We start from the raw sequence: 21,517 nt of genomic DNA, 5'->3' as shown, positions 1-21,517 counted from the left end.
TACCGATGAAGCGTATCCCTATCTCCCTGACCACAGCACTGTTGCTGAGCACGACGACTTGCGCCCTGGCCGCATCTACCGCCGATATGACTGTCAACGGCATCATCACCCCGGTCGCCTGCACCCCGATTTTTTCCAATAACGGTCTTGTCGACTACGGAAAAATATCCCGGCAGGACCTGAACGTAGACAAAAGGACGCAACTGCGTGACCAATTCCTTGACCTCAACATCAGTTGCAACGCTGCGGCCCGTTTCGCGTTGATCATGCGGGACAACCGGGAAGGCTCGGCCATCGTCAACAGTGAGATCTATTACGGCCTGAATTTCGACCGCAGCGACAACAAGATCGGTCTTTATTCGTTGCACTTCGATCCCGCCAGCACCGTAGTGGACGCTTGGCCTGAAGTCTATCGAACCGACTCCACCACTGGAGGGCGGGCATGGAGTCCATCCAGGTCGAGCCCCATACCGATTGCCGCAAAAAGCTATCTGGGCTTTACCCATGTGGCGGGCAGCACCGCAGGTCCTGTCGCGATTCAGAACCTGAGCAGTCGGGTCACGCTCGTCACGGTCATTGCACCCACCTCAACGCTGGACTTGAGTGACGATGCCACACTTGATGGCTCGGCGACCCTGGAGGTTGTCTATTTATAGGTGTCCGTCACGGTTGAATTTTCCCACTGCTGACCTGCACATACAGCGCCCGCCCGGCACCGAGACCGGCGATGATCGCCCCCAGGCCAATGACGCCAAAAATCCAGCCCACGGCCGTCCAGCCGCCGGTCCAGTCATGCACGATGCCGACCGCAAACGGCCCCATGGACGCCAGGGTGTAACCGAAGCCCTGGGCCATGCTCGACAGGTTCGCCGCGACATGGGAGTCCCGCGAGCGCAACACGATCAGGGTCAACGCCAGGCTGAACGTGGCGCCCTGCCCCAGCCCGAGCACGATCGCCCAGCCCCACAGACCTTCAATCGGGGCGTAAAGACAGCCGAACAGACCGCCGAGCGTCAGGGCCATCACGATCACAATCGCCAGCCGCTGATCCTTGCCGCGCGTTGCCAGCCATGGCGCGGCGAGGGAGCTGACCAGTTGAACGATCACCGAACCCGACAGCACCAGCCCGGCCTGGGTCGGAGTCAGGCCGCGACCGATCAGGATCGACGGCAACCAGCCGAACACGATGTAGGCCAGGGACGATTGCAGGCCCATGTACAAGGTCACTTGCCAGGCCAGCGGATCGCGCAGCAATCCCCGAACGCGATAGGCGACGTTGTGCGCGCCGTGTTTCTGGCCGACTTGCGGCAACCAGAACAGCGCCGCCGCTAATGCCGGAATGACCCAGATGCCGAGACCCAGCGCCCAGCTCTTGTCGAAATGCTCACTGAGCGGCACGGTCGCACCCGCCGCCATCGCCGCGCCCAGACACAGGGCCATGGTGTAGACGCCGGTCATGGTCCCGGCCTGTTTCGGGAAGTCGCGTTTGACGATGCCCGGCAGCAACACCCCGATCACACCGATGCTGGCACCGGCGAGCACGCTGCCGGCAAACAATCCCATCTCGCCAAAAGAACTGCGCAGGATGATCCCGCCCGCCAGAGTCAGAAGAATGCCCAGCACCACCCGCTCCGCACCAAATCGCCGCGCCAGCACGGGTGCCAAGGGCGCAAACAGGCCAAGACAAAGCACCGGCAACGTGGTCAGCAATCCCGCAGCAGATGCCGACAAGCCGAGGGACTTCGACACTTCGCTGAGCATCGGCGCCATGCTCGACAGCGCCGGGCGCAGGTTCAGCGCCACCAGAATCAGCCCCAGCAGCAACAGCCACGGCCGGCGCAGAACCGGGTGGGTTTGCTGGACCTGTTCGTCATCGGCCTCGGCATCGATCAGCAGCTCTTCCAGCTCTGCCGAGCGTTTTGAGGCTGTGGATAAATCACTGCGGTGCATGGACTTCTCGGTTTCAAGGTTCATTGATCAACTGCCTCGACAGGGCTTTAGCCCGCTCCGGGTCGCGTTGTTCGACGGCATCGAGCAACTCGATGTGCAGGTCGAACACTTCCTGGCGGCGCGGGACGACGCTCAGGGTCTGGCGCAACTGCGCGCCGACGATGCTGGAGAAATAGCGGTACAACTCGCTGAGGGTCGGGTTATGCGCGGCGTCCACCAAGCGGCGGTGAAACACCAGATCGCAGGCGATGTAGGTGTCGAGATCGCCGTGGTAGTGGCTACCGCTGACACCCAGCGCCTCGCGCAATGCAACCAGGTCTTCATTGGTACGGCGCATGGCTGCCAGGCCTATGGCCTCGACTTCGAGGATGTGCCGGGTCTCGCGAGCCTGTTCAAGCGAACAACGGGACAACGCCTTGAGCGTGTCCAGCGGATCGACCACCGCCCGCAGGTAACTACCATCGCCCTGACGGATCTCGATCAACCCGGAAAACGCCAACACACGCATGGCTTCGCGCACGGTGTTGCGGCTGATGCCCAGCTCGGCGGACAACTCAGGCTCGGTGGGCAAGCGCTGGCCCACTACCCAAACGCCTTGGTTGATACGCAGGCGCAGTTGGTCGAGGGCCTGATCGACCAGGGATCGTTTTACCAATGGAGAGATTTCAGACATGGAATTCGCCCTCTCATCCAATCATAGGATGAATTTTCTGACATGTTAGTCAGGTTAAGCTACCCACACAACCCCCCGTAGGAGCTGCCGCAGGCTGCGATCTCTTGATCTTCGCGTTTTAAAAACAAAATCAAAAGATCGCAGCCTTCGGCAGCTCCTACCTGGATGGACACAAAACCGCAGACAAAAATAAACCCGGAACTCAGTCCGGGTTTATTTCAGTGCCTGGGTTCGATCAATGCAGGATCTGGCTCAGGAACAGCTTGGTGCGTTCATTCTGCGGCTTGTCGAAGAAGTCGTTCGGTGCAGCCTGTTCGACGATTTCGCCCTTGTCCATGAAAATCACGCGGTTGGCCACGGTGCGGGCGAAGCCCATTTCGTGGGTCACGCAGAGCATGGTCATGCCGTCTTCGGCCAGGCCGATCATGGTGTCCAGTACCTCTTTCACCATCTCCGGGTCGAGTGCCGAGGTCGGTTCGTCGAACAGCATGATTTTCGGCTTCATGCACAGCGCGCGGGCGATCGCCACACGCTGCTGCTGACCGCCGGACAGTTGCCCCGGGAATTTATGCGCCTGCTCCGGAATGCGTACGCGTTCCAGGTAGTGCATGGCAATTTCCTCGGCCTTGCGCTTGGGCATCTTGCGCACCCACATCGGCGCCAGGGTGCAGTTCTGCAAAATGGTCAGGTGCGGGAACAGGTTGAAGTGCTGGAACACCATGCCGACTTCACGGCGAATCGCCTCGATCTGCTTGAGGTCGTTGGTCAGTTCCACGCCATCGACCACGATGCGGCCCTGCTGGTGTTCTTCCAGACGGTTGAGACAGCGGATGGTGGTGGACTTGCCGGAACCCGACGGGCCGCACAGCACGATACGCTCGCCCTGCTTGACGTTGAGGTTGATGTCTTTCAACACGTGGAACTGACCGTACCACTTGTTCACGCCCTGCATCTGAATAATGCCTTCAGGGCTCACAGGCTGCTTGATTGCTTCGCTCATAAAAGAACTTCCTAAATTAGGTACGGCGCTTCAGCGCTTGTGGCCAGTGTCGAGCTTGCGTTCCAGATGCATGGAATAGCGCGACATACCAAAACAGAAAATCCAGAACACCAGGGCGGCGAACACATAGCCTTCAGTGGCCATGCCCAGCCATTTCGGATCGGCGGCGGCTTGCTTGACGCTGTTGAGCAGGTCGAACAGGCCGATGATGATCACCAGGCTAGTGTCCTTGAACAGCGCAATGAAGGTGTTGACGATGCCGGGGATCACCAGCTTCAGGGCTTGCGGCAGAATCACCAGGCCCATGCTGCGCCAGTAGCCCAGCCCCATCGCCGCAGCCGCTTCGTACTGCCCCTTGGGAATCGCTTGCAGACCACCGCGCACCACCTCGGCCACGTAGGCCGACTGGAACAGGATCACGCCGATCAGCGCCCGCAGCAGTTTGTCGAAGTTCATGCCTTCAGGCAGGAACAACGGCAGCATCACCGAGGACATGAACAGCACCGTGATCAACGGCACGCCGCGCCAGAACTCGATGAAGGTCACGCAGACCACGCGAATCGCCGGCATGTTCGAACGACGACCGAGGGCCAGGACAATCCCCAGCGGCAGCGCACCGGCGATGCCGACGGTGGCGATCACCAGGGTCAGCATCAGGCCGCCCCATTGGCTGGTCGCCACGCTGGTCAGGCCAAAAATGCCGCCATTCAGCAGGAAGTAGGCAAAGATCGGGTACAGCACCAGGAAGCCCAGCCCGTACACCGCTTTATGGTGAAAGCGCGAGATGAACAACGGCGCCACGCCGACGATTGCCAGCCACACCGTCAGGTCCACGCGCCAGCGCAGTTCCGGTGGGTAGTAGCCGTACATGAACTGGCCGAAACGCTGCTGGATGAACACCCAGCAGGCGCCTTCCTTGGTGCAGTCGGCGCGGGTGGTGCCCACCCAGTTGGCATCGAGGATGGCCCAGTGCAGGATCGGCGGCACCACCAGGTAGATCAGGTAGAACGCAAACAGGGTCAGCAGGGTGTTGAGCCAGCTGGAGAACATGTTCGCGCGCATCCACGCCACCACACCGATGCTGCGGCCCGGTGGAGGCATGTCAGGTTTGAAAGTATGAGTGCTCATGCGCTTTTCCTTACCGCTCGATCAGCGCAATGCGCTTGTTGTACCAGTTCATCAGCAGGGAAATGCTGATACTGATCGCCAGGTACACGCTCATGGTGATGGCAATCACCTCGATCGCCTGCCCGGTCTGGTTCAGCACGGTCCCGGCGAACAGCGAGACCATTTCCGGATAACCGATACCGGCCGCCAGCGAGGAGTTCTTCGCCAGGTTCAGGTACTGGCTGGTCAGCGGTGGAATGATCACGCGCAGGGCTTGCGGGATGATCACCTTGCGCAGGGTCGGACCGTTGCGCAGGCCGAGCGAGTGCGCCGCTTCGGTTTGGCCGTGGCTGACCGACTTGATGCCCGAGCGCACGATCTCGGCGATAAACGCCGCGGTGTACACGGTCAGGGCCAGGGTCAGCGCCAGCAGTTCCGGGATCAGCACCCAGCCACCGATGAAGTTGAAGCCTTGCAGTTTCGGCATTTCCCAGTGCAGTGGCGCGCCGAAGATCAGCGCGCACAGCGCAGGGATCACCAGAAACATCGCCAGGCCCACCCAGAACTTGTGGAACGGCACACCGGTGGCTTCGAAGCGCTTGGTCGCCCAGCGGCTCATCAGCACGATGGCGACGATGGCCACCACAATGCTCGCCACAAACGGCCAGAACCCGTCCGCCATCATGGCGGCCGGCATGTTCAGGCCGCGGCTACTGACGAAAAAGGTGTCGCCGAAGTTATGGCTGTTGCGCGGCCCCGGCATAGTCAGGAACACCGCGAAGTACCAGAACAGGATTTGCAGCAGTGGCGGAATATTGCGGAAGACTTCCACATACACCGTCGCTACCTTGCTGATGATCCAGTTCTTCGACAGCCGTGACACGCCGACGATGAACCCGAGGATCGTCGCCAGGATCACGCCGATGAAGGTCACCAGCAGCGTGTTGAGCAGGCCGATAACAAACACTCGGGCATAGGTGTCCGATTCGCTGTAGTCGATCAGGTGTTGAGCGATGCCGAAACCGGCACTGCGCTCCAGAAAGTCGAAACCGGAGGTGATGCCCCGGTGCTGAAGGTTGGTCTGGGTGTTATCGAACAGATACCAGCCCATCGAGACCACCGCGACAATGGTGATGATCTGAAATAGCCACGCACGCACTTTCGGATCGCTGAGGCTGAGCCTCTGCTTTGGTGCGCCGATTGAATTTTGCATGAAGTGCCCCGCAAATAATGGAACAGAACATCACCCGGTGGTTGGCCCACCGGGTGATAGAACCATCAGCGCACTGGTGGTGCGTATTGAATGCCGCCAGCGTTCCACAGAGCGTTCAGCCCGCGGTCGATTTCCAGCGGAGTGCTCTTGCCGAGGTTTTTCTCGAACACTTCGCCGTAGTTACCCACTTGCTTGATGATCTGCACGACCCAGTCTTTCTTCACTTTCAGGTCTTTGCCGTATTCACCGTCGGTACCCAGCAGACGGGCAACGTCCGGGTTCTTGGTGCCCTTGGCTTCGGCTTCGACGTTCTTCGAAGTGATGCCGGCCTCTTCAGCGTTGAGCATGGCGTAGCCAGTCCAGCGTACGATGGCCAACCACTCGTCGTCGCCATTACGCACGACCGGGCCCAGAGGTTCCTTGGAAATGGTTTCCGGCAGAACCACGTAGTCCTTCGGCGAAGCCAGCTTGCTGCGTTGGGCGAACAGCTGGGATTTGTCGGAGGTCAGTACGTCGCAACGACCGGATTCCAGCGACTTGGCGCTTTCGTCGGAGGTGTCGAACGTGATCGGGGTGTATTTCAGGCCGTTGCCGCGGAAGTAGTCGGAAACGTTCAGTTCGGTGGTAGTACCGGCCTGGATGCAGATGGTTGCACCGTCCAGTTCCTTGGCGCTCTTGACGCCCAACTTGTTGTTTACCAGGAAGCCGATGCCGTCGTAGTAGGTGATGAAGCCCGGGAATTTCAGGCCCATGCCCGCGTCACGGGAGCTGGTCATGGTGGTGTTGCGCGACAGGATGTCGATTTCGCCGGATTGCAGCGCGGTGAAGCGCTCCTTGGCGTTCAACTGGCTGAACTTGACCTTGGTCGCGTCGCCGAAGACAGCCGCCGCTACTGCGCGGCAGTAGTCAGCATCGATACCCACGATCTTGCCGGTGGAATCCGGAACCGAGAAGCCTGGCAAGCCATCGCTGACGCCACACTGCACGAAACCTTTCTTCATCACTGCATCCAGGGTTGCGCCCGCCTGGGCAAACCCGCTGACACCGAGTACCGCGGCTGCAGTCACGATAGCCAGGGTGGATTTCAACATCTTCATTCAAACCTCCAGTTTTGCTCTTGTTGTGTCGGAGCGTGAGTCCAGTCGCACCCTTTTGAGGCGTAGTCGACCCGTGTTGGCTTTTTTTGGGGTCAACCGACGTAAGACGTTAGCTATGAGTCTATTAGGAGAAAATCCACGTCATGGAAAACTCACTCTCACCAGTCGGCCGAACGGGCTGTAGCCCTTTCACGTTCGCGAAGCCCCGTACCGGCCCTTGGCGAACATCCATCACCGGATTCATTGCTATCCCACAGTCGGCAGTACACTGATAGTGTTACCGCCGGGCGCGAGATGTGTTGCACCGTTTCTCCATAGCAAAGCCCGTACCACACCGCCTGCCAAAGCGCTTCAACTGCAGGTCAATAGCAAAACTTGTACCCTTGCGACATCTTCTTAACGGATCAACCTGACGCGCACTTGGATCACGCACTTGATGAGCGCGCACGCACAACATTGGAGCAGCCATGACCAACCCCTTGATTCTTGAACCCGTCAAGACCGCAGACGCCTGCGTCATCTGGCTGCATGGCCTGGGCGCCGACCGCTATGACTTCCTGCCGGTGGCCGAAGCGCTACAGGAAAGCCTGCTGAGCACCCGCTTCGTTTTGCCCCAGGCACCGAGCCGCGCCGTGACCATCAATGGCGGTTACGAGATGCCGAGCTGGTACGACATATTGGCCATGAGCCCGGCGCGCGCGATCAATCGCGAACAACTTGAAGAGTCTGCCAACTGGATCATCGAATTGATTGAGGTGCAGCGAGCCTGCGGAATAGACGCCTCGCGGATTTTCCTGGCAGGTTTTTCCCAGGGCGGTGCCGTGGTATTCCACACCGCGTTTCTGAAGTGGCAGGGACCACTGGGTGGCGTAGTTGCCCTTTCTACTTATGCACCGACCTTCAGCGATGAACTGGAGTTGTCCGCCAGCCAGCAGCGCATTCCGGTGCTGACGATGCACGGCCAGTATGACGACGTGGTGCAAAACTCGATGGGACGCAGCGCCTATGAGCATTTGAAGCTGCGTGGTGTCACCGTGACATGGCAGGAATACCCAATGGGTCACGAAGTGTTACCCGAAGAAATTCGCGACATCGGCACCTGGTTCGCCGAGCGCTTGCGCTGAGCGTTCAGGATTAAAAGCGCCCTTTGATCCATCCCCCTACGCCGCGCCCGTTTCTTGCATTACACTGGCCGGCGTACATTCCTTAATCAATTGATGAGATGACCGTGCTCAAAGCACTCAAGAAAATGTTCGGTAAAAGCGAGACTGAGCAACTCGCGCCAGTTCCCAGCCCTGCGTCTCACGCTCCCGGCCACCGCACCGACGGTAATCAGTCTGAACGGGCCGCCACCACCGCGGCACCCAAGCATGAGCCGAAGACCGCAATATCTGCCCAGCCTGCGGCGATAACAGCCCCGGAGCAGCCGCTCAGCGAAACGCCGAAACCCGCCAAACCGCGCCGCGAACCCAAGCCCAAGGCGCCGGTCATCCCATGGAAACTCGAAGACTTCGTTGTCGAGCCCCAGGAAGGCAAAACCCGCTTCCACGATTTCAAACTCGCCCCCGAGCTGATGCACGCCATCCAGGACCTGGGCTTCCCGTATTGCACGCCGATCCAGGCCCAAGTGCTGGGCTTCACCCTCGCGGGCAAAGACGCCATCGGCCGCGCCCAGACCGGTACCGGCAAAACCGCTGCGTTCCTGATCTCGATCATCACCCAGCTGCTGCAAACCCCGCCGCCGAAAGAGCGCTACATGGGTGAGCCGCGGGCGCTGATCATCGCACCGACCCGCGAACTGGTGGTGCAGATCGCCAAGGACGCCGCCGACCTGACCAAGTACACCGGCCTCAACGTCATGACGTTCGTCGGTGGCATGGACTTCGACAAGCAACTCAAGCACCTCGAAGCCCGCCACTGCGACATCCTCGTGGCCACACCGGGCCGTCTGCTGGACTTCAACCAGCGCGGCGACGTGCATCTGGACATGGTCGAAGTGATGGTGCTGGACGAAGCCGACCGCATGCTCGACATGGGCTTCATCCCGCAAGTGCGCCAGATCATTCGCCAGACGCCACCGAAGTCCGAGCGTCAGACGCTGCTGTTCTCCGCGACCTTCACCGAAGACGTGATGAACCTGGCCAAGCAATGGACCACCGACCCGTCGATCGTCGAGATCGAAGCGCAGAACGTGGCCAGCGAAAACGTCGAGCAGCACATCTACGCGGTGGCCGGTGCCGACAAATACAAACTGCTCTACAACCTGGTCAACGACAATGGTTGGGAGCGGGTGATCGTGTTCGCCAACCGCAAGGATGAAGTGCGACGCATCGAAGAACGCCTGGTGCGCGATGGCATCAACGCCGCGCAACTGTCCGGCGACGTGCCGCAGCACAAGCGCATAAAAACCCTGGAAGGCTTCCGCGAAGGCAAGATCCGCGTACTGGTCGCCACCGACGTGGCCGGCCGCGGCATCCACATCGACGGCATCAGCCACGTGATCAACTTCACCCTTCCGGAAGTGCCGGACGACTACGTGCACCGCATCGGTCGTACCGGGCGTGCCGGTGCCGACGGTGTATCCATCAGCTTTGCCGGTGAAGACGACTCCTACCAGCTACCGTCCATCGAAGAACTGCTGGGGCGCAAGATCAGCTGTGAAACGCCACCGACCCACCTGTTGCGGGCGGTTGAGCGTAAACGTCCGCACTGAGTGACGTTGCAGAAACAAGCGCAGCCGGAAACGGACTGCGCTTTTTTTTCGCCCGGCTTTTTTCAACAGGAGCTTGCTCGCTACAACTAAAAGTCCATAATGGATAAATTAGTTTACTTCCAGTCCCGGAGCCGACCATGTCCAGCACGCCCCAAGTGATTACCCAAGCCCAGGCCCGCGAGTATCTGGCGCGAGTCGATGTGCCGCAGATCCTGCGCAAACTGTTCCGCGACCTGGCCGCCGGGCAAGCCGTGCAACCGGCGCAGCAACTGGTGGAATTTCCCCAGGGCGCCGGCGACTTCATCAATTACCTGGGCGTGTTGGCCGAAGACGGCGTGTACGGGATCAAGACATCGCCGTACATCGTCCGTGAACAGGGGCCGCTGGTGACAGCGTGGACGCTGTTGATGTCGATGCAGACCGGCCAGCCGCTGTTGCTGTGCGATGCCGGAGAACTGACCACCGCGCGCACTGCGGCCACCACCGCCGTGGCGGTCGACGCCCTCGCGCCACTCACAGCCAATCGCCTGGCCATCATCGGCAGCGGCAAAGTGGCCCAGGCGCACCTGCATTACGTGAAAGGCCTGCGCGACTGGCAGAGCATCTGCCTGTACTCGCCGAGCGTGAGCGAAGATGCCGAAACCGTGAGCCTGCTGAAAAACATCGAGCCACGCCTGAACATCGTCGACAGTCGCGAAGCTGCCGTTCAGGACGCCGACGTGATCATGCTCTGCACCTCGTCCGCCGGTCCGGTGATCGATCCGTCAAGCCTGCGCAAACCGGCGCTGATCACCTCCATCAGCACCAACGCGCCGCGTGCCCACGAAGTGCCGCCGCAAAGCCTCAACAACATGCAGGTGTTCTGCGACTATCGTCTGACCACCCCGGGCTCGGCCGGCGAAATGCTGATCGCCGCCGAACAGCACGGCTGGGAAAAGGGCGCGATTGTCGGCGACCTGCCCGACCTGCTCAGCGAAAAAGTCCTGCGACCCGATTACGATCGCCATGTGTTTTTCCGCTCCATCGGTCTGGGCCTGGAAGACATAGCGCTGGCCAATGCGATCTATCGCCTGTCCCGCTGACACCTCGGCCCCTACAGGGGATCACCATAGTTCCGGCATTGTGCTTCACAGGAGACGTTCATGAGCCAGGCAGATTTCATCATCATCGGCGGCGGGATTGCCGGTGCTTCCACGGGTTTCTGGCTGTCGCAGCACGGCCGCGTGATCGTGCTCGAACGCGAACCCCATCCGGCCTATCACTCCACCGGTCGTTCGGCGGCGCTGTACACCGCGGCCTACGGCACCCCGCAAGTGCGGGCGTTGACCTTGGCCAGCCGGGACTTTTTCGACAACCCGCCCAGCGGTTTCTGCGAACACCCGCTGCTGACCCCGCGTGGCGAAATGACCGTGGACTTGACCGGTGACCCGGACGAACTGAACAGGCAATACCAGAGCGCAAAAACCACGGTGCCAGAGATGCAATTGCTCGGCGTCGACGAGGCCTGCGCGCTGGTGCCGATCCTGCGCCGGGAAAAGGTCCACGGCGCCATCTACGACCCGACCGCCAGCGACATCGACACCGACGCCCTGCACCAGGGCTATTTGCGCGGTATCCGCCGCAACCAGGGCGAAGTGCACACCGACAGCGAAGTCGTCAGCCTGAGCCGCGACGACCAAGGTACGTGGCAGGTCCATACCGGCAACCAGACGTTCAGCGCACCGATCATCATCAACGCCGCCGGCGCCTGGGCCGACAAAATCGGTGAACTGGCTGGCGCCAAGCCGCTGGGCCTGCAACCCAAACGCCGTGCCGCGTTCATCTTCGCCGGCCCCGAAGGCGTGGACATCCACCATTGGCCGATGCTGGTCAGCCTCGACGAATCCTTCTACATGAAACCCGACGCCGGGATGTTCCTCGGCTCGCCGGCCAACGCCGACCCGGTCGAACCCCACGACGTACAGCCCGAAGAGCTGGACATCGCCATGGGCATCTACCAGATCGAGGAGGCCACGACCCTGACCATTCGCCGCCCGACTCGCACCTGGGCCGGCCTGCGCAGCTTCGTCAGCGACGGCGACTTGCTGTCCGGCTTCGATCCACAGGTACCGGGGCTGTTCTGGGTCGCGGCACAGGGCGGTTATGGCATCCAGACATCGCCAGCCATGGGCCAGGCCAGCGCGGCACTGGTGCGCGGTGCAGCGCTGCCCGAGTCACTTGGCCGTTTCGGCCTGAATGCCGAAATGCTCTCCCCTGCCCGTCTCGGCTGATCCTGATCCTGATCCTGATCCTCAGGTGACGCGCCCACACGATTACGGCACACTTTCAGAGCCCCTTTGATGGGGCGCTGACGCTGCCTGGAGTTCCACCGTATGAACGCCCCCGAAAAAGACTCGGCCCCGAACACTGCGTCGCTGGATAACTTCCGGGCGATCGCCGATGCCATCGCCACACTGTTCTTTCCCCATGCTGAAGTGGTGCTGCACGACCTGCGTACGCAAAAGGTCGACTACATCGCCAACAACCTGTCCAAGCGGGAAATCGGCGACGACTCGGCGCTGGAAGACATGCTCAGCGACGATGTCAGCGAGCGAAACATCGGGCCTTACGAAAAGCTCAACTGGGATGGTCAGAAGATTCGCAGCCTCAGCACGGTGCTACGGGACAGCGAAGGTCGTCCGCTGGCGGTGCTGTGCATCAACCTGAACATTTCGTTGTTCGAAAATGCCAAGGCCGCCCTGGACCTGTTCCTGTCGCCGACCAAGCTGATCCCGCAACCGGACTCACTGTTCCGTGATGACTGGCAGGAACGGATCAACACCTTCCTCCACGCCTGGCTGCGCGAACGCCAGCTGAGCCTGAATCTGCTGACCCGCGACCACAAGCGTGAACTGGTGCTGGCGTTGCACGCCGAAGGCGCGTTCAAGGGCAAAAGCGCATCGAACTACGTGGCCAATGTACTGAACATGGGCCGGGCGACGGTGTACAAGCATTTGAAGGAATTGAAGGGCTAGGCCCTGAAATTTGAGTTGTTTGATCCGACGCCATCGCGAGCAGGCTCGCTCCTACAATGGATCGGTGTACACCGTACCCTGTAGGAGCGAGCCTGCTCGCGAAAGCGGACTATCAGTCGCCGTAGATGTCGGACTTGAAGTACTTCTCGGAAATCTTCTGGTACTCACCATTGACACGAATGCCATCAATGGCCGTGTTCAGCTCGCTGACCAACTCGGTGTTGCCCTTGCGCACGGCAATCCCGGCCCCCTCGCCCACATACTTCGGATCTTTCAACTCCGGCCCGACAAAGGCATAACCCTTGCCACGCGGCATCGACAGGAAGTCATTGAGCGGAATGGTGTCGGCAAAAATCGCGTCGAGGCGACCGGCGGCCAGGTCCATGTAGATTTCTTCGTTGTTGCTGTAGCGCTTGACGTTGATGCCCTTGGGCTCGAACACCTCGGTGGCATAACGGTCGGTGGTGGTGGCGCGCTGCACACCGACGGTCTTGCCCTTGAGGCTGGCGTACTGGTCATCCACCACCGCGCCATCCTTCATCACCAGGCGCGACGAAGTGAAATAGTACTTGTGGGTGAAATCCACCGACTTCTTGCGGTCTTCGTTGATGGTCATGGACGACAGCGCCATGTCGATTTTCTTCACCTTCAGGGAAGGAATCAGACCGTCGAACTCACCTTCGACCCACACACACTTGGCCTTCATCTGTGCGCACAGGGCATTGCCGATGTCATAGTCGAAACCGACGATTTCGCCTTTGTCGGTTTTCGAGGCGAACGGTGGATACGCCGCTTCAATACCGATGCGCAGGGTTTTCTCGGCGGCGAACACGGAGCTGCACGCCAACAGGCTAAGGGCCAGACCGGTGATGAGGGGGAACTTCTTCATGTTCGTTTTCTCGCGGTTGTTGTTGGTTTGGCAAGACAGAAGAAAAAGCTGAAACGGGTGGAAACCTTTTTTTGTACTTATAATTCCATACTGGACTTTTATGTATAAATCGTCAATGAGGCAAATGCAGCCCGTGCCGGCCGATGGTCGGGTGGTGCCTCAGGAGGTTATGGGGTGAAGCAGATGGCCTCTTCGCGGGCAAGCCCGCTCCCACAGTGGATCTGGCTGAACACAAATTTTGTGTACGACGCAGAACCCTGTGGGAGCGGGCTTGCCCGCGAAGACTGACTAAAAGACGCCGCAGGATTCACTGCTTCCAGCGATCCGCCGCCGCATGATCACTGTCACGCCCCTCGACCCAACGCGGTCCGTCACTGGTGTTTTCTTTCTTCCAGAACGGCGCACGGGTTTTCAGGTAATCCATGACAAAGGCGCAGGCGTCGAATGCTGCCTGACGATGGGCGCTGGCCGCGCCGACGAAGACGATCGGCTCACCCGGTTCCAGGGCGCCGATGCGGTGCAGCACTTCCAGCTTGAGCAGCGGCCAGCGCTGTTCGGCCTCGGTGGCTATCTTGCCGAGGGCTTTTTCGGTCATGCCCGGGTAGTGCTCAAGGAACATCCCGGCAACGTCGAGGCCGTCATTGAAGTCGCGCACATAGCCGACAAAACTCACCACCGCACCCACGCCGACATTGGCATCGTGCATGGCGTTGACTTCGGCACCCGGGTCGAACGGCGTGGACTGCACGCGAATCGCCATGGTTCAGCCTCCGGTCACAGTCGGGAAGAACGCCACTTCATCGCCCTCGCTGACCGGCTCGTCGAGCTGGCACAGGTCCTCGTTGCGGGCGCACATCAGGTTTTGCTCGCTCAACACCTCGGCACCGTCACGTTGGGCCAACAGTGCGCGGACGTCGTCAACGGTGGCGAAATCGCCTTGAACCTTCACCGAGTCCAACCCCAGCGCTTCACGATAACGAGCGAAAAACTTCACGGTAACGTTCATGACTGCTCCGCCTGGAAATGTCCGCTCTTGCCGCCGACCTTCTCCAGCAGACGCACGCTTTCGATGGTCATGCCGCGGTCCACGGCCTTGCACATGTCGTAGATGGTCAGCGCGGCGACACTGGCAGCGGTCAGCGCCTCCATCTCGACGCCGGTCTGTCCGGACAGCTTGCAGCGCGCCACGATGCGCACCGAATCGTCGCCTTCGGCACTGAGCTCGACCTTGACGCCGGTCAGCATCAGCGGATGGCACAGGGGAATCAGATCGCTGGTTTTTTTCGCTGCCTGAATGCCGGCAATGCGCGCCACGGCAAACACATCACCCTTGGGGTGGCCGCCGCTGACGATCATCTGCAGGGTTTCGGGCAGCATGCGCACCAGCGCTTGGGCCGTCGCTTCACGGAACGTCACGGCTTTTTCAGTGACGTCGACCATGTTGGCGCGACCTTGGGAATCGAGATGAGTCAGCACGGGATTACTCCTGATCAGGAGCGTCGATTGTAAACCTGCGGGTCAATTTTTCGCACGCCTGATTATCCGATCACCACAATCCCACCGTAGGAGCTGCCGAAGGCTGCGATCTTTTGATCTTCGCCTTGAAAATCAAAAGATCGCAGCCTTCGGCAGCTCCTACAGGGGAATTGCGTCAGGCACAAAAAACCGGGCGGTTTTGAGGCCGCCCGGTTTTGGTGAGGGGTGAGACAGTTACAAATGCGATTCGGCGTATTCGGCCAGGATCGAGCGTGGTACCCCTTGCAGGGTGATGTGCACCCCGTTCGGGAAGTCCTTGAAGCGTTCAGTGAGGTAGGTCAGCCCGGAGCTGGTCGCGGACAGGTAAGGGGTATCGATCTGCGCCAGGTTGCCCAGGCACACCACTTTGGAACCGGCGCCGGCACGGGTGATGATGGTTTTCATCTGGTGCGGCGTGAGGTTCTGGCATTCGTCGATCAGGATCAGGCTCTGCTGGAAGCTGCGGCCCCGGATGTAGTTGAGGGATTTGAACTGCAACGGCACTTTGCTGAGGATGTAATCGACGCTGCCATGGGTGCTTTCATCATCCATGTGCAAGGCTTCGAGGTTGTCGGTGATGGCGCCCAGCCACGGCTCCATTTTTTCCGCTTCGGTGCCGGGCAGGAAGCCGATTTCCTGGTCCAGGCCCTGCACGCTGCGGGTGGCGATGATGCGGCGATAACGTTTGCTGACCATGGTCTGCTCGATCGCAGCGGCCAGCGCCAGGATGGTTTTACCTGAACCCGCGGCACCCGACAGGTTGACCAGGTGGATGTCCGGATCGAGCAAGGCGTACAACGCCAGGCTCTGATAGATATCACGCGGCTTGAGGCCCCAGGCCTCCTGGTGCAGCAGCGGTTCCTGGTGCAGGTCGAGGATCAGCAAGCGGTCCTCTTCGATCTCCTTGATCCAGCCGACAAAGCCCTGCTCATCAATGATGAATTCGTTGATGTGCACCGCCGGCAGGTTGTCGATCAACTGCACCTGATGCCAGGTGCGGCCGTGGTCCTGACGGGTTTCGACCTTGCTCACGCGGTCCCAGAAAGAGCCGGTCATGTTGTGGTAGCCGTTGGGCAGCAAGGACACGTCATCGACCAGTTGGTCGGTGCTGTAGTCCTCGGCCGCGATCCCGCAAGCGCGCGCCTTGAGGCGCATGTTGATGTCTTTGGTGACCAGTACCACGGGCTTCTTCGGGTCGCGCGCGTGAAGGTCGATAAGTTGATTGATGATTTTGTTGTCGTTCAGGTGCTCGGGCAGAATCAGGTTCGGCTCGGCATGCTTGCTCATCAGAATTGACAGCAAACCCTTGGGTCCGCTTTTGCCACGCTGGATCGGCACACCCTGCTCGACGTCCTCGGGAGAGGCATCGCCCAGGGTCTTGTCGATCAGGCGGATGGCCTGGCGGCATTCGGCGGCTACGCTGTGATGCCCGCTCTTGAGCTTGTCGAGCTCTTCAAGCACGGTCATCGGGATCGCGACGTGGTGTTCTTCGAAGTTAAGCAGCGCGTTTGGATCGTGAATCAATACGTTGGTATCGAGTACATAAAGGATTGGCTGGTTGGAAGAAGAGCTACGTCCGTGATCATCCATACTCGGTCACCTTTGTGGGAGCCAGTCGACGCAATACCTTGACAGTGCTGCGCCTCGAAGTGACTGCCGAGTACACCTGCGGGGACTCAAGTGTTCTGCATACATGCGGGGTCTTGGAAGACGCCACCTGTGTTGCAGGTTTCGGCGGTCTGTCTTCGTAATACTCCAAAACGTGTGACAGAAAAAAGTACTTTGACGCTTTTTTGAAGTTTATTTTGCAGATTGACCAATAACACTTGGCGGACTGCCATCACCCGTTTACAGTCGGAAGTCAACCTGCAGCGAATCCCCTTCCAAAATCGCCATAAACCCAATGTTTACGGGGTTTTGTCGTTTTCAGCGAAACGCATCCTGGCAATCTTCCCAGCCGATTCCGACAGGCGCCGTTTGCGTGACCAGCCACGGCAACGCCGTTTTCACCCCATCCTGCTTCACATTGAAATTGATCACCCCGTGCCGCCAGAGCAGCATCAGGGTCAGCACCCGTTGCGCACTCGGGTTGCCCTTGAGTTTGCCGGCGCCGTCCAGGGCGTCGATGTCCCACAGCGCTACCTGCAGCCCCTGAGCCTTGAAGAAGCCTTCGGCATCGGAACGGCGCTGGCCATCGGGCGGGCGGAACAGTGGCACGTAGTTCTCCGGCAGCTTGCTTTTGACCAGTTCGGCACTGCGGCGCACCGAGTCCTGCCAGTCCTGCCAGTGGCTGTGGGAGCGGAACTCCCAGCCTTGAACGCCAATGCACTGGGTCGAGTAGGTTGACTGCAGGTTGCTCACCGAATGCTCGGCCAAACGGGCCTGGATGTCCTTGCCGAGGACGAAGAATGTCCCGCTCAGGTTCGACTTGCGCAGGTACTCGGTGACCCAGGCGGTGTTATCCGGCGCGGCATTGGCAGCGCTGTCGAAAGTCAGCAGAAACAGCCGGTCATGCATCTCGTCGCCGCTGCGCTCATAGTCGCCGAAACGATCGACTTCGCTGCTGGTTTGCGGGAACAGCGCGGCCTTGCGCAACTGCTCGTCCAGGTACTGGGTGTGGAACACACGGCTCGGCTCGGCCCACTTGATGTAGTAGCTGTCTGCGCCGACCTGGAATTTGGCAGCCTGCTCGCGCAAGGTCGGCATGTCTTCGACCAGGAAACAGAAGGAGGCATCCTGGTCGCAACTCTGTTGAGCGAAGTTGTAGTTGGCCAGCAGCCGTTGCCACAGACGCTGGCGAACCCGGTTGACCGACTCCAGATTGATCGTGCGCAAGCCCAGGCGCTGGGCCAGGGCGGGTTCATCCAGCGACTCGCTGGCCAACAGCACACTGGAAAACATGAGGATCTCGGCCCTCGACGCCACGTCGAACAGCGTCGGGTTACCCAGTTTTTCCGGCCAGGTGCTGCGATCGAGCGTTGCCACATCGCCCGGTGCCGCGAGGGCGCCGAAGCTCAGTAGCCAGATCGAGATGAGAAAAGCGATACGCAATGGGATGTCTCCATAACAAAACCCGCGCGGCACTATATCCCGGGAAGATCAAAAGATCGCAGCCTACGGCAGCTCCTACGCGATCCGATTCCATTTTTGAGCCAACCTGGTCCCGTAGGAGTTGTCGAGTGAAGCGAGGCTGCGATCTTGCCCCATGACACCTCCGATCACCTATCACGCTCATAGCTGGAGTCAACACGAACAACCCCCTAGAATCGCCGCCACGATTAAAGGAGACGACTTCATGCTGATGGTGATTTCACCCGCCAAGACCCTCGACTATGAAACACCGCCGGCGACCCAGCGCTTCACCCAGCCGCAGTACCTCGACCACTCCCAGGAGTTGATCCTGCAATTGCGTGAGCTGTCCCCGGCGCAGATCAGCGAGTTGATGCACGTCTCCGACAAGATCGGCGGGCTCAACGCCGCGCGCTTCGGCAGCTGGACCCCCGCGTTCACCCCGGAAAACGCCAAGCAAGCTCTATTGGCGTTCAAGGGCGACGTTTACACCGGCATGAATGCGCAAACCCTCAGCGAAGCCGATTTCGACTACGCCCAAAAACACTTGCGCATGCTCTCGGGTCTCTATGGCCTGCTGCGTCCGCTGGACCTGATGCAACCCTACCGCCTGGAAATGGGCACCAGGCTGGCCAACGCCCGGGGCAAGGATCTGTATGCCTTCTGGGGCACGCGCATCAGCGAATGGCTGAACGAAGCCCTGGTCGATCAAGGCGATGACGTGCTGCTCAACCTGGCGTCCAACGAGTACTTCTCGGCGGTCAAGCGCAACGCCTTGAACGCGCGCATCATCAATACCGAATTCAAGGACCTGAAGAACGGCCAGTACAAGATCATCAGCTTCTACGCGAAAAAGGCTCGCGGCTTGATGAGCCGCTTCGTCATCGAAGAACGCATCAACGACCCGGCCACCCTCAAGCAGTTCGACGTTCAAGGCTATCGCTACAGCACCGAACAATCCAAACCGGACAATCTGGTGTTTCTGCGCGATCACGCACCAGAGTGATGCACCCAGTCGGCGCATGACCTCCACAACTCTCGTGCGCCGACCCTTGACTCACTTCAACCTTCCCCGCCTTTTCGCCATATTTATGGCGCCAAAAATACATCGCCCAATTTTCTAACTTTAGTTTCACTCGACTTCGATCTTTTTTTTGCGTAGTGGCACTGACTTTTTTTAACAGTAGTGGCAAAAAAATATCCCGCCCAATGATCCGCCTATATATAAAGGGCGAAACGGCAAGTGCTATCAGTTTGAGAGCAGTGCCACCTTTCTCAATATTTCAAGAAATTTCAGATTTCACGATGAGCGGACTGGAACTATGTCCAAACGCGCCGCTCATACCACCGGTAACGATTCTCGCCGAGCGTGTACGAGATAACTTACGCAGATAAGCGATTCACGTAGCGAAGTTGAAACACTAACTTGCGCTGACTAATCACTGATTTGGACAACAGCAATCGGACAGGAGATAACGCGGTATGACTATCCCCTACAAGGCCACGGCAGCGCCCCTATAAACGTGCTCACCCGAGCACCCAACCGCTTGATCCACGGGCTTTCGGCCTGACATCAAGCGTGCAAGGCCGTTGCACCTGCATCCTTCCGACAGGAGGATCGGCTGCATAACAGGGCAAATCATAACAACAAGGCCTAGTTGCGCACACCTTGAGTGCATTTATTTAGACACTCGTAACTTATATGCCAGCACACGGCATTGCTGTGCCTGTAAGGCACACTTGCGAGTGCACTAAAACACGCTGAACACCATTAACTCCGGCCATCTAATGGCTTGATGTATACAGGCTTGATAACAGAGAGGTAATTGCGATGCGCATCAGCATTTTTGGTTTGGGTTACGTCGGCGCAGTATGTGCCGGTTGCCTGTCTGCACGGGGCCATGACGTCGTTGGCGTCGATGTGGCCAAAGACAAGATCGATATGATTAATGCCGGCAAATCGCCGATTGTTGAACCGGGCCTTGGTGAACTTCTGGCCCAGGGCATCCAGACCGGTCGCCTGCGTGGTACCACCAACTTCGCCGAGGCGATTCGCGACACCGACCTGTCGATGATCTGCGTGGGCACGCCGAGCAAAAAGAACGGTGATCTGGAACTGAACTACATCGAGGCAGTGTGCCGCGAAATCGGTTTTGTCCTGCGTGACAAGACCACCCGCCACACCATCGTCGTGCGCAGCACCGTGCTGCCGGGTACCGTGGCCAACGTGGTCATCCCGATTCTCGAAGACTGCTCCGGCAAGAAAGCCGGCGTTGATTTCGGCGTGGCCGTGAACCCTGAGTTCCTGCGCGAAAGCACCGCCATCGCCGACTACGACCAGCCGCCAATGACCGTCATCGGCGAATTCGACAAGGCTTCCGGCGACGTTCTGCAATCGCTGTACGAAGAGCTCGACGCACCGATCATCCGCAAGGACATCGCCGTCGCCGAGATGATCAAGTACACCTGCAACGTGTGGCACGCCACCAAGGTCACCTTCGCCAACGAAATCGGCAACATCGCCAAGGCGGTCGGCGTCGACGGTCGCGAAGTGATGGACGTGGTCTGCCAGGACAAGACCCTCAACCTGTCCCAGTACTACATGCGCCCAGGCTTCGCCTTCGGCGGCTCGTGCCTGCCAAAAGACGTGCGTGCCCTGACCTACCGCGCCGGCTCCCTGGACGTGGAAGCCCCGTTGCTCAACTCGCTGATGCGCAGCAACGAATCCCAGGTGCAGAACGCTTTCGACATCGTTTCCAGCCACGACAAACGCAAAGTCGCCCTGCTGGGCTTGAGCTTCAAGGCCGGTACCGACGACCTGCGCGAAAGCCCGCTGGTCGACCTGGCGGAAATGCTGATCGGCAAGGGCTATGACCTGAGTATCTACGACAGCAACGTCGAATACGCCCGTGTTCACGGTGCGAACAAGGACTACATCGAGTCGAAGATCCCTCACGTCTCGTCCTTGCTCAACTCCGATTTCGACGCGGTGATCAACAACTCCGACGTGATCATCCTCGGCAACCGCGACGAGAAGTTCCGCGCTCTGGTGCAGGACGTTCCACACGGCAAGCAAGTGATCGACCTGGTCGGTTTCATGTCCAAGGCCACCAGCGTGACTGGCCGGACTGAAGGTATCTGCTGGTAACGCGGTATCTGTAGGAGCTGCCGCAGGCTGCGATCTTTTGGCGCCGGCGTGATAGCTGAAGATCAAAAGATCGCAGGCTTCGCCAGCTCCTACAGGGATTCTGGCGTCATCCAGAGCGGGTGCCGCCAG

The 21,517-nt window shown here is 59.5% G+C and carries 20 protein-coding genes; 8 read left to right on the top strand and 12 right to left on the bottom strand.

All coding sequences use genetic code 11. From position 1 onward, the window contains the following. The first annotated feature begins 5 nt into the window (after positions 1–5). Positions 6–656 carry a DUF1120 domain-containing protein gene (locus AC1D19_RS06185; RefSeq protein WP_477762686.1) on the top strand — a complete coding sequence of 217 codons (651 nt, stop codon included), beginning with the start codon at positions 6–8 and terminating at the stop codon, positions 654–656. 7 nt (positions 657–663) lie between these two features. On the opposite strand, the gene AC1D19_RS06180 is transcribed toward AC1D19_RS06185, so the two are convergent. From AC1D19_RS06180 to AC1D19_RS06155, 6 genes are all read right to left on the bottom strand, one after another. Then, positions 664–1,974 (bottom strand): CynX/NimT family MFS transporter, encoded by a 1,311-nt coding sequence (locus tag AC1D19_RS06180; protein ID WP_477762685.1) that lies wholly within the window; start codon positions 1,972–1,974, stop codon positions 664–666. Beyond that, on the bottom strand, positions 1,964–2,623 hold the full coding sequence (locus AC1D19_RS06175; RefSeq protein WP_477762684.1) for a FadR/GntR family transcriptional regulator: 660 nt from the start codon (positions 2,621–2,623) through the stop codon (positions 1,964–1,966). Before AC1D19_RS06175 ends, AC1D19_RS06180 begins: the two co-directional genes overlap by 11 nt. A gap of 235 nt (positions 2,624–2,858) precedes the next feature. Continuing rightward, a complete protein-coding gene (locus AC1D19_RS06170; protein WP_223459741.1) occupies positions 2,859–3,623 on the bottom strand; it encodes an amino acid ABC transporter ATP-binding protein in 765 nt (254 codons plus the stop codon). A gap of 30 nt (positions 3,624–3,653) precedes the next feature. Continuing rightward, on the bottom strand, positions 3,654–4,751 hold the full coding sequence (locus AC1D19_RS06165) for an amino acid ABC transporter permease (protein WP_477762683.1): 1,098 nt from the start codon (positions 4,749–4,751) through the stop codon (positions 3,654–3,656). Between the two features lie 10 nt (positions 4,752–4,761). Then, complete coding sequence (locus AC1D19_RS06160; RefSeq protein WP_477762682.1) at positions 4,762–5,943, bottom strand: amino acid ABC transporter permease; 1,182 nt, start codon at positions 5,941–5,943, stop codon at positions 4,762–4,764. A gap of 65 nt (positions 5,944–6,008) precedes the next feature. Further along, positions 6,009–7,040: an amino acid ABC transporter substrate-binding protein gene (locus AC1D19_RS06155; protein ID WP_008018591.1), complete on the bottom strand. Its 1,032-nt coding sequence runs from the start codon at positions 7,038–7,040 to the stop codon at positions 6,009–6,011. 467 nt (positions 7,041–7,507) lie between these two features. Between AC1D19_RS06155 and AC1D19_RS06150 the strand changes: the two genes are divergently transcribed. The 5 genes from AC1D19_RS06150 to AC1D19_RS06130 all read left to right on the top strand — a co-directional run bounded on the left by AC1D19_RS06150 (position 7,508) and on the right by AC1D19_RS06130 (position 12,767). Next, on the top strand, positions 7,508–8,164 hold the full coding sequence (locus AC1D19_RS06150; protein WP_477762681.1) for an alpha/beta hydrolase: 657 nt from the start codon (positions 7,508–7,510) through the stop codon (positions 8,162–8,164). 98 nt (positions 8,165–8,262) lie between these two features. Further along, the gene (gene rhlB, locus AC1D19_RS06145) at positions 8,263–9,753 is read left to right on the top strand and encodes an ATP-dependent RNA helicase RhlB (RefSeq protein WP_477762680.1); all 1,491 of its coding nucleotides are present in this window, start codon (positions 8,263–8,265) and stop codon (positions 9,751–9,753) included. A 137-nt stretch (positions 9,754–9,890) separates the two neighbouring features. Next, positions 9,891–10,835: an ornithine cyclodeaminase family protein gene (locus AC1D19_RS06140; RefSeq protein ID WP_477762679.1), complete on the top strand. Its 945-nt coding sequence runs from the start codon at positions 9,891–9,893 to the stop codon at positions 10,833–10,835. Positions 10,836–10,895: 60 nt separating this feature from the next. After that, on the top strand, positions 10,896–12,023 hold the full coding sequence (locus AC1D19_RS06135; RefSeq protein ID WP_477762678.1) for an NAD(P)/FAD-dependent oxidoreductase: 1,128 nt from the start codon (positions 10,896–10,898) through the stop codon (positions 12,021–12,023). 102 nt (positions 12,024–12,125) lie between these two features. Continuing rightward, positions 12,126–12,767, top strand: coding sequence for a helix-turn-helix transcriptional regulator (locus AC1D19_RS06130; RefSeq protein ID WP_477756321.1), 642 nt, complete (start codon positions 12,126–12,128; stop codon positions 12,765–12,767). 112 nt (positions 12,768–12,879) lie between these two features. Here the strand turns inward: AC1D19_RS06130 and AC1D19_RS06125 are convergent, their stop codons facing one another. From AC1D19_RS06125 to AC1D19_RS06100, 6 genes are all read right to left on the bottom strand, one after another. Continuing rightward, positions 12,880–13,656, bottom strand: a complete 777-nt coding sequence (locus AC1D19_RS06125; RefSeq protein ID WP_477762677.1) for an ABC transporter substrate-binding protein — start codon at positions 13,654–13,656, stop codon at positions 12,880–12,882. Positions 13,657–13,963: 307 nt separating this feature from the next. Then, the gene (moaE, locus tag AC1D19_RS06120) at positions 13,964–14,416 is read right to left on the bottom strand and encodes a molybdopterin synthase catalytic subunit MoaE (protein ID WP_477756323.1); all 453 of its coding nucleotides are present in this window, start codon (positions 14,414–14,416) and stop codon (positions 13,964–13,966) included. Between the two features lie 3 nt (positions 14,417–14,419). Continuing rightward, positions 14,420–14,662, bottom strand: coding sequence for a molybdopterin converting factor subunit 1 (moaD, locus tag AC1D19_RS06115; protein ID WP_007989957.1), 243 nt, complete (start codon positions 14,660–14,662; stop codon positions 14,420–14,422). Then, positions 14,659–15,132 (bottom strand): cyclic pyranopterin monophosphate synthase MoaC, encoded by a 474-nt coding sequence (moaC, locus tag AC1D19_RS06110; RefSeq protein ID WP_056726185.1) that lies wholly within the window; start codon positions 15,130–15,132, stop codon positions 14,659–14,661. The genes moaD and moaC overlap by 4 nt, the downstream gene beginning before the upstream one ends. Positions 15,133–15,366: 234 nt before the next feature. Continuing rightward, complete coding sequence (locus AC1D19_RS06105; protein WP_008050144.1) at positions 15,367–16,761, bottom strand: PhoH family protein; 1,395 nt, start codon at positions 16,759–16,761, stop codon at positions 15,367–15,369. A 336-nt stretch (positions 16,762–17,097) separates the two neighbouring features. Beyond that, positions 17,098–18,222, bottom strand: coding sequence for a polysaccharide deacetylase family protein (locus AC1D19_RS06100; protein WP_477762676.1), 1,125 nt, complete (start codon positions 18,220–18,222; stop codon positions 17,098–17,100). A gap of 244 nt (positions 18,223–18,466) precedes the next feature. On the opposite strand from AC1D19_RS06100, the gene yaaA reads away from it, so the two are divergent. Together yaaA and AC1D19_RS06090 are read left to right on the top strand one after the other, a co-directional pair. Further along, positions 18,467–19,246 (top strand): peroxide stress protein YaaA, encoded by a 780-nt coding sequence (gene yaaA, locus AC1D19_RS06095; protein ID WP_477753211.1) that lies wholly within the window; start codon positions 18,467–18,469, stop codon positions 19,244–19,246. Between the two features lie 825 nt (positions 19,247–20,071). Then, positions 20,072–21,388 carry a nucleotide sugar dehydrogenase gene (locus tag AC1D19_RS06090; RefSeq protein WP_223459840.1) on the top strand — a complete coding sequence of 439 codons (1,317 nt, stop codon included), beginning with the start codon at positions 20,072–20,074 and terminating at the stop codon, positions 21,386–21,388. The last annotated feature ends 129 nt before the right edge of the window (positions 21,389–21,517 follow it).

The organism is Pseudomonas sp. P1_C12, assembly GCF_056406435.1.
This window is presented reverse-complemented; position numbering and strand designations above follow the sequence as displayed.

Excerpts from the sequence above, each read along its gene's own strand:
- AC1D19_RS06185 (WP_477762686.1), top strand. The coding sequence starts at position 6 with ATGAAGCGTATCCCTATCTCCCTGACCACAGCACTGTTGCTGAGCACG.
- AC1D19_RS06180 (WP_477762685.1), bottom strand. The coding sequence starts at position 1,974 with ATGAACCTTGAAACCGAGAAGTCCATGCACCGCAGTGATTTATCCACA.
- AC1D19_RS06175 (WP_477762684.1), bottom strand. The coding sequence starts at position 2,623 with ATGTCTGAAATCTCTCCATTGGTAAAACGATCCCTGGTCGATCAGGCC.
- AC1D19_RS06170 (WP_223459741.1), bottom strand. The coding sequence starts at position 3,623 with ATGAGCGAAGCAATCAAGCAGCCTGTGAGCCCTGAAGGCATTATTCAG.
- AC1D19_RS06165 (WP_477762683.1), bottom strand. The coding sequence starts at position 4,751 with ATGAGCACTCATACTTTCAAACCTGACATGCCTCCACCGGGCCGCAGC.
- AC1D19_RS06160 (WP_477762682.1), bottom strand. The coding sequence starts at position 5,943 with ATGCAAAATTCAATCGGCGCACCAAAGCAGAGGCTCAGCCTCAGCGAT.
- AC1D19_RS06155 (WP_008018591.1), bottom strand. The coding sequence starts at position 7,040 with ATGAAGATGTTGAAATCCACCCTGGCTATCGTGACTGCAGCCGCGGTA.
- AC1D19_RS06150 (WP_477762681.1), top strand. The coding sequence starts at position 7,508 with ATGACCAACCCCTTGATTCTTGAACCCGTCAAGACCGCAGACGCCTGC.
- rhlB (WP_477762680.1), top strand. The coding sequence starts at position 8,263 with ATGACCGTGCTCAAAGCACTCAAGAAAATGTTCGGTAAAAGCGAGACT.
- AC1D19_RS06140 (WP_477762679.1), top strand. The coding sequence starts at position 9,891 with ATGTCCAGCACGCCCCAAGTGATTACCCAAGCCCAGGCCCGCGAGTAT.
- AC1D19_RS06135 (WP_477762678.1), top strand. The coding sequence starts at position 10,896 with ATGAGCCAGGCAGATTTCATCATCATCGGCGGCGGGATTGCCGGTGCT.
- AC1D19_RS06130 (WP_477756321.1), top strand. The coding sequence starts at position 12,126 with ATGAACGCCCCCGAAAAAGACTCGGCCCCGAACACTGCGTCGCTGGAT.
- AC1D19_RS06125 (WP_477762677.1), bottom strand. The coding sequence starts at position 13,656 with ATGAAGAAGTTCCCCCTCATCACCGGTCTGGCCCTTAGCCTGTTGGCG.
- moaE (WP_477756323.1), bottom strand. The coding sequence starts at position 14,416 with ATGGCGATTCGCGTGCAGTCCACGCCGTTCGACCCGGGTGCCGAAGTC.
- moaD (WP_007989957.1), bottom strand. The coding sequence starts at position 14,662 with ATGAACGTTACCGTGAAGTTTTTCGCTCGTTATCGTGAAGCGCTGGGG.
- AC1D19_RS06105 (WP_008050144.1), bottom strand. The coding sequence starts at position 16,761 with ATGGATGATCACGGACGTAGCTCTTCTTCCAACCAGCCAATCCTTTAT.
- yaaA (WP_477753211.1), top strand. The coding sequence starts at position 18,467 with ATGCTGATGGTGATTTCACCCGCCAAGACCCTCGACTATGAAACACCG.
- AC1D19_RS06090 (WP_223459840.1), top strand. The coding sequence starts at position 20,072 with ATGCGCATCAGCATTTTTGGTTTGGGTTACGTCGGCGCAGTATGTGCC.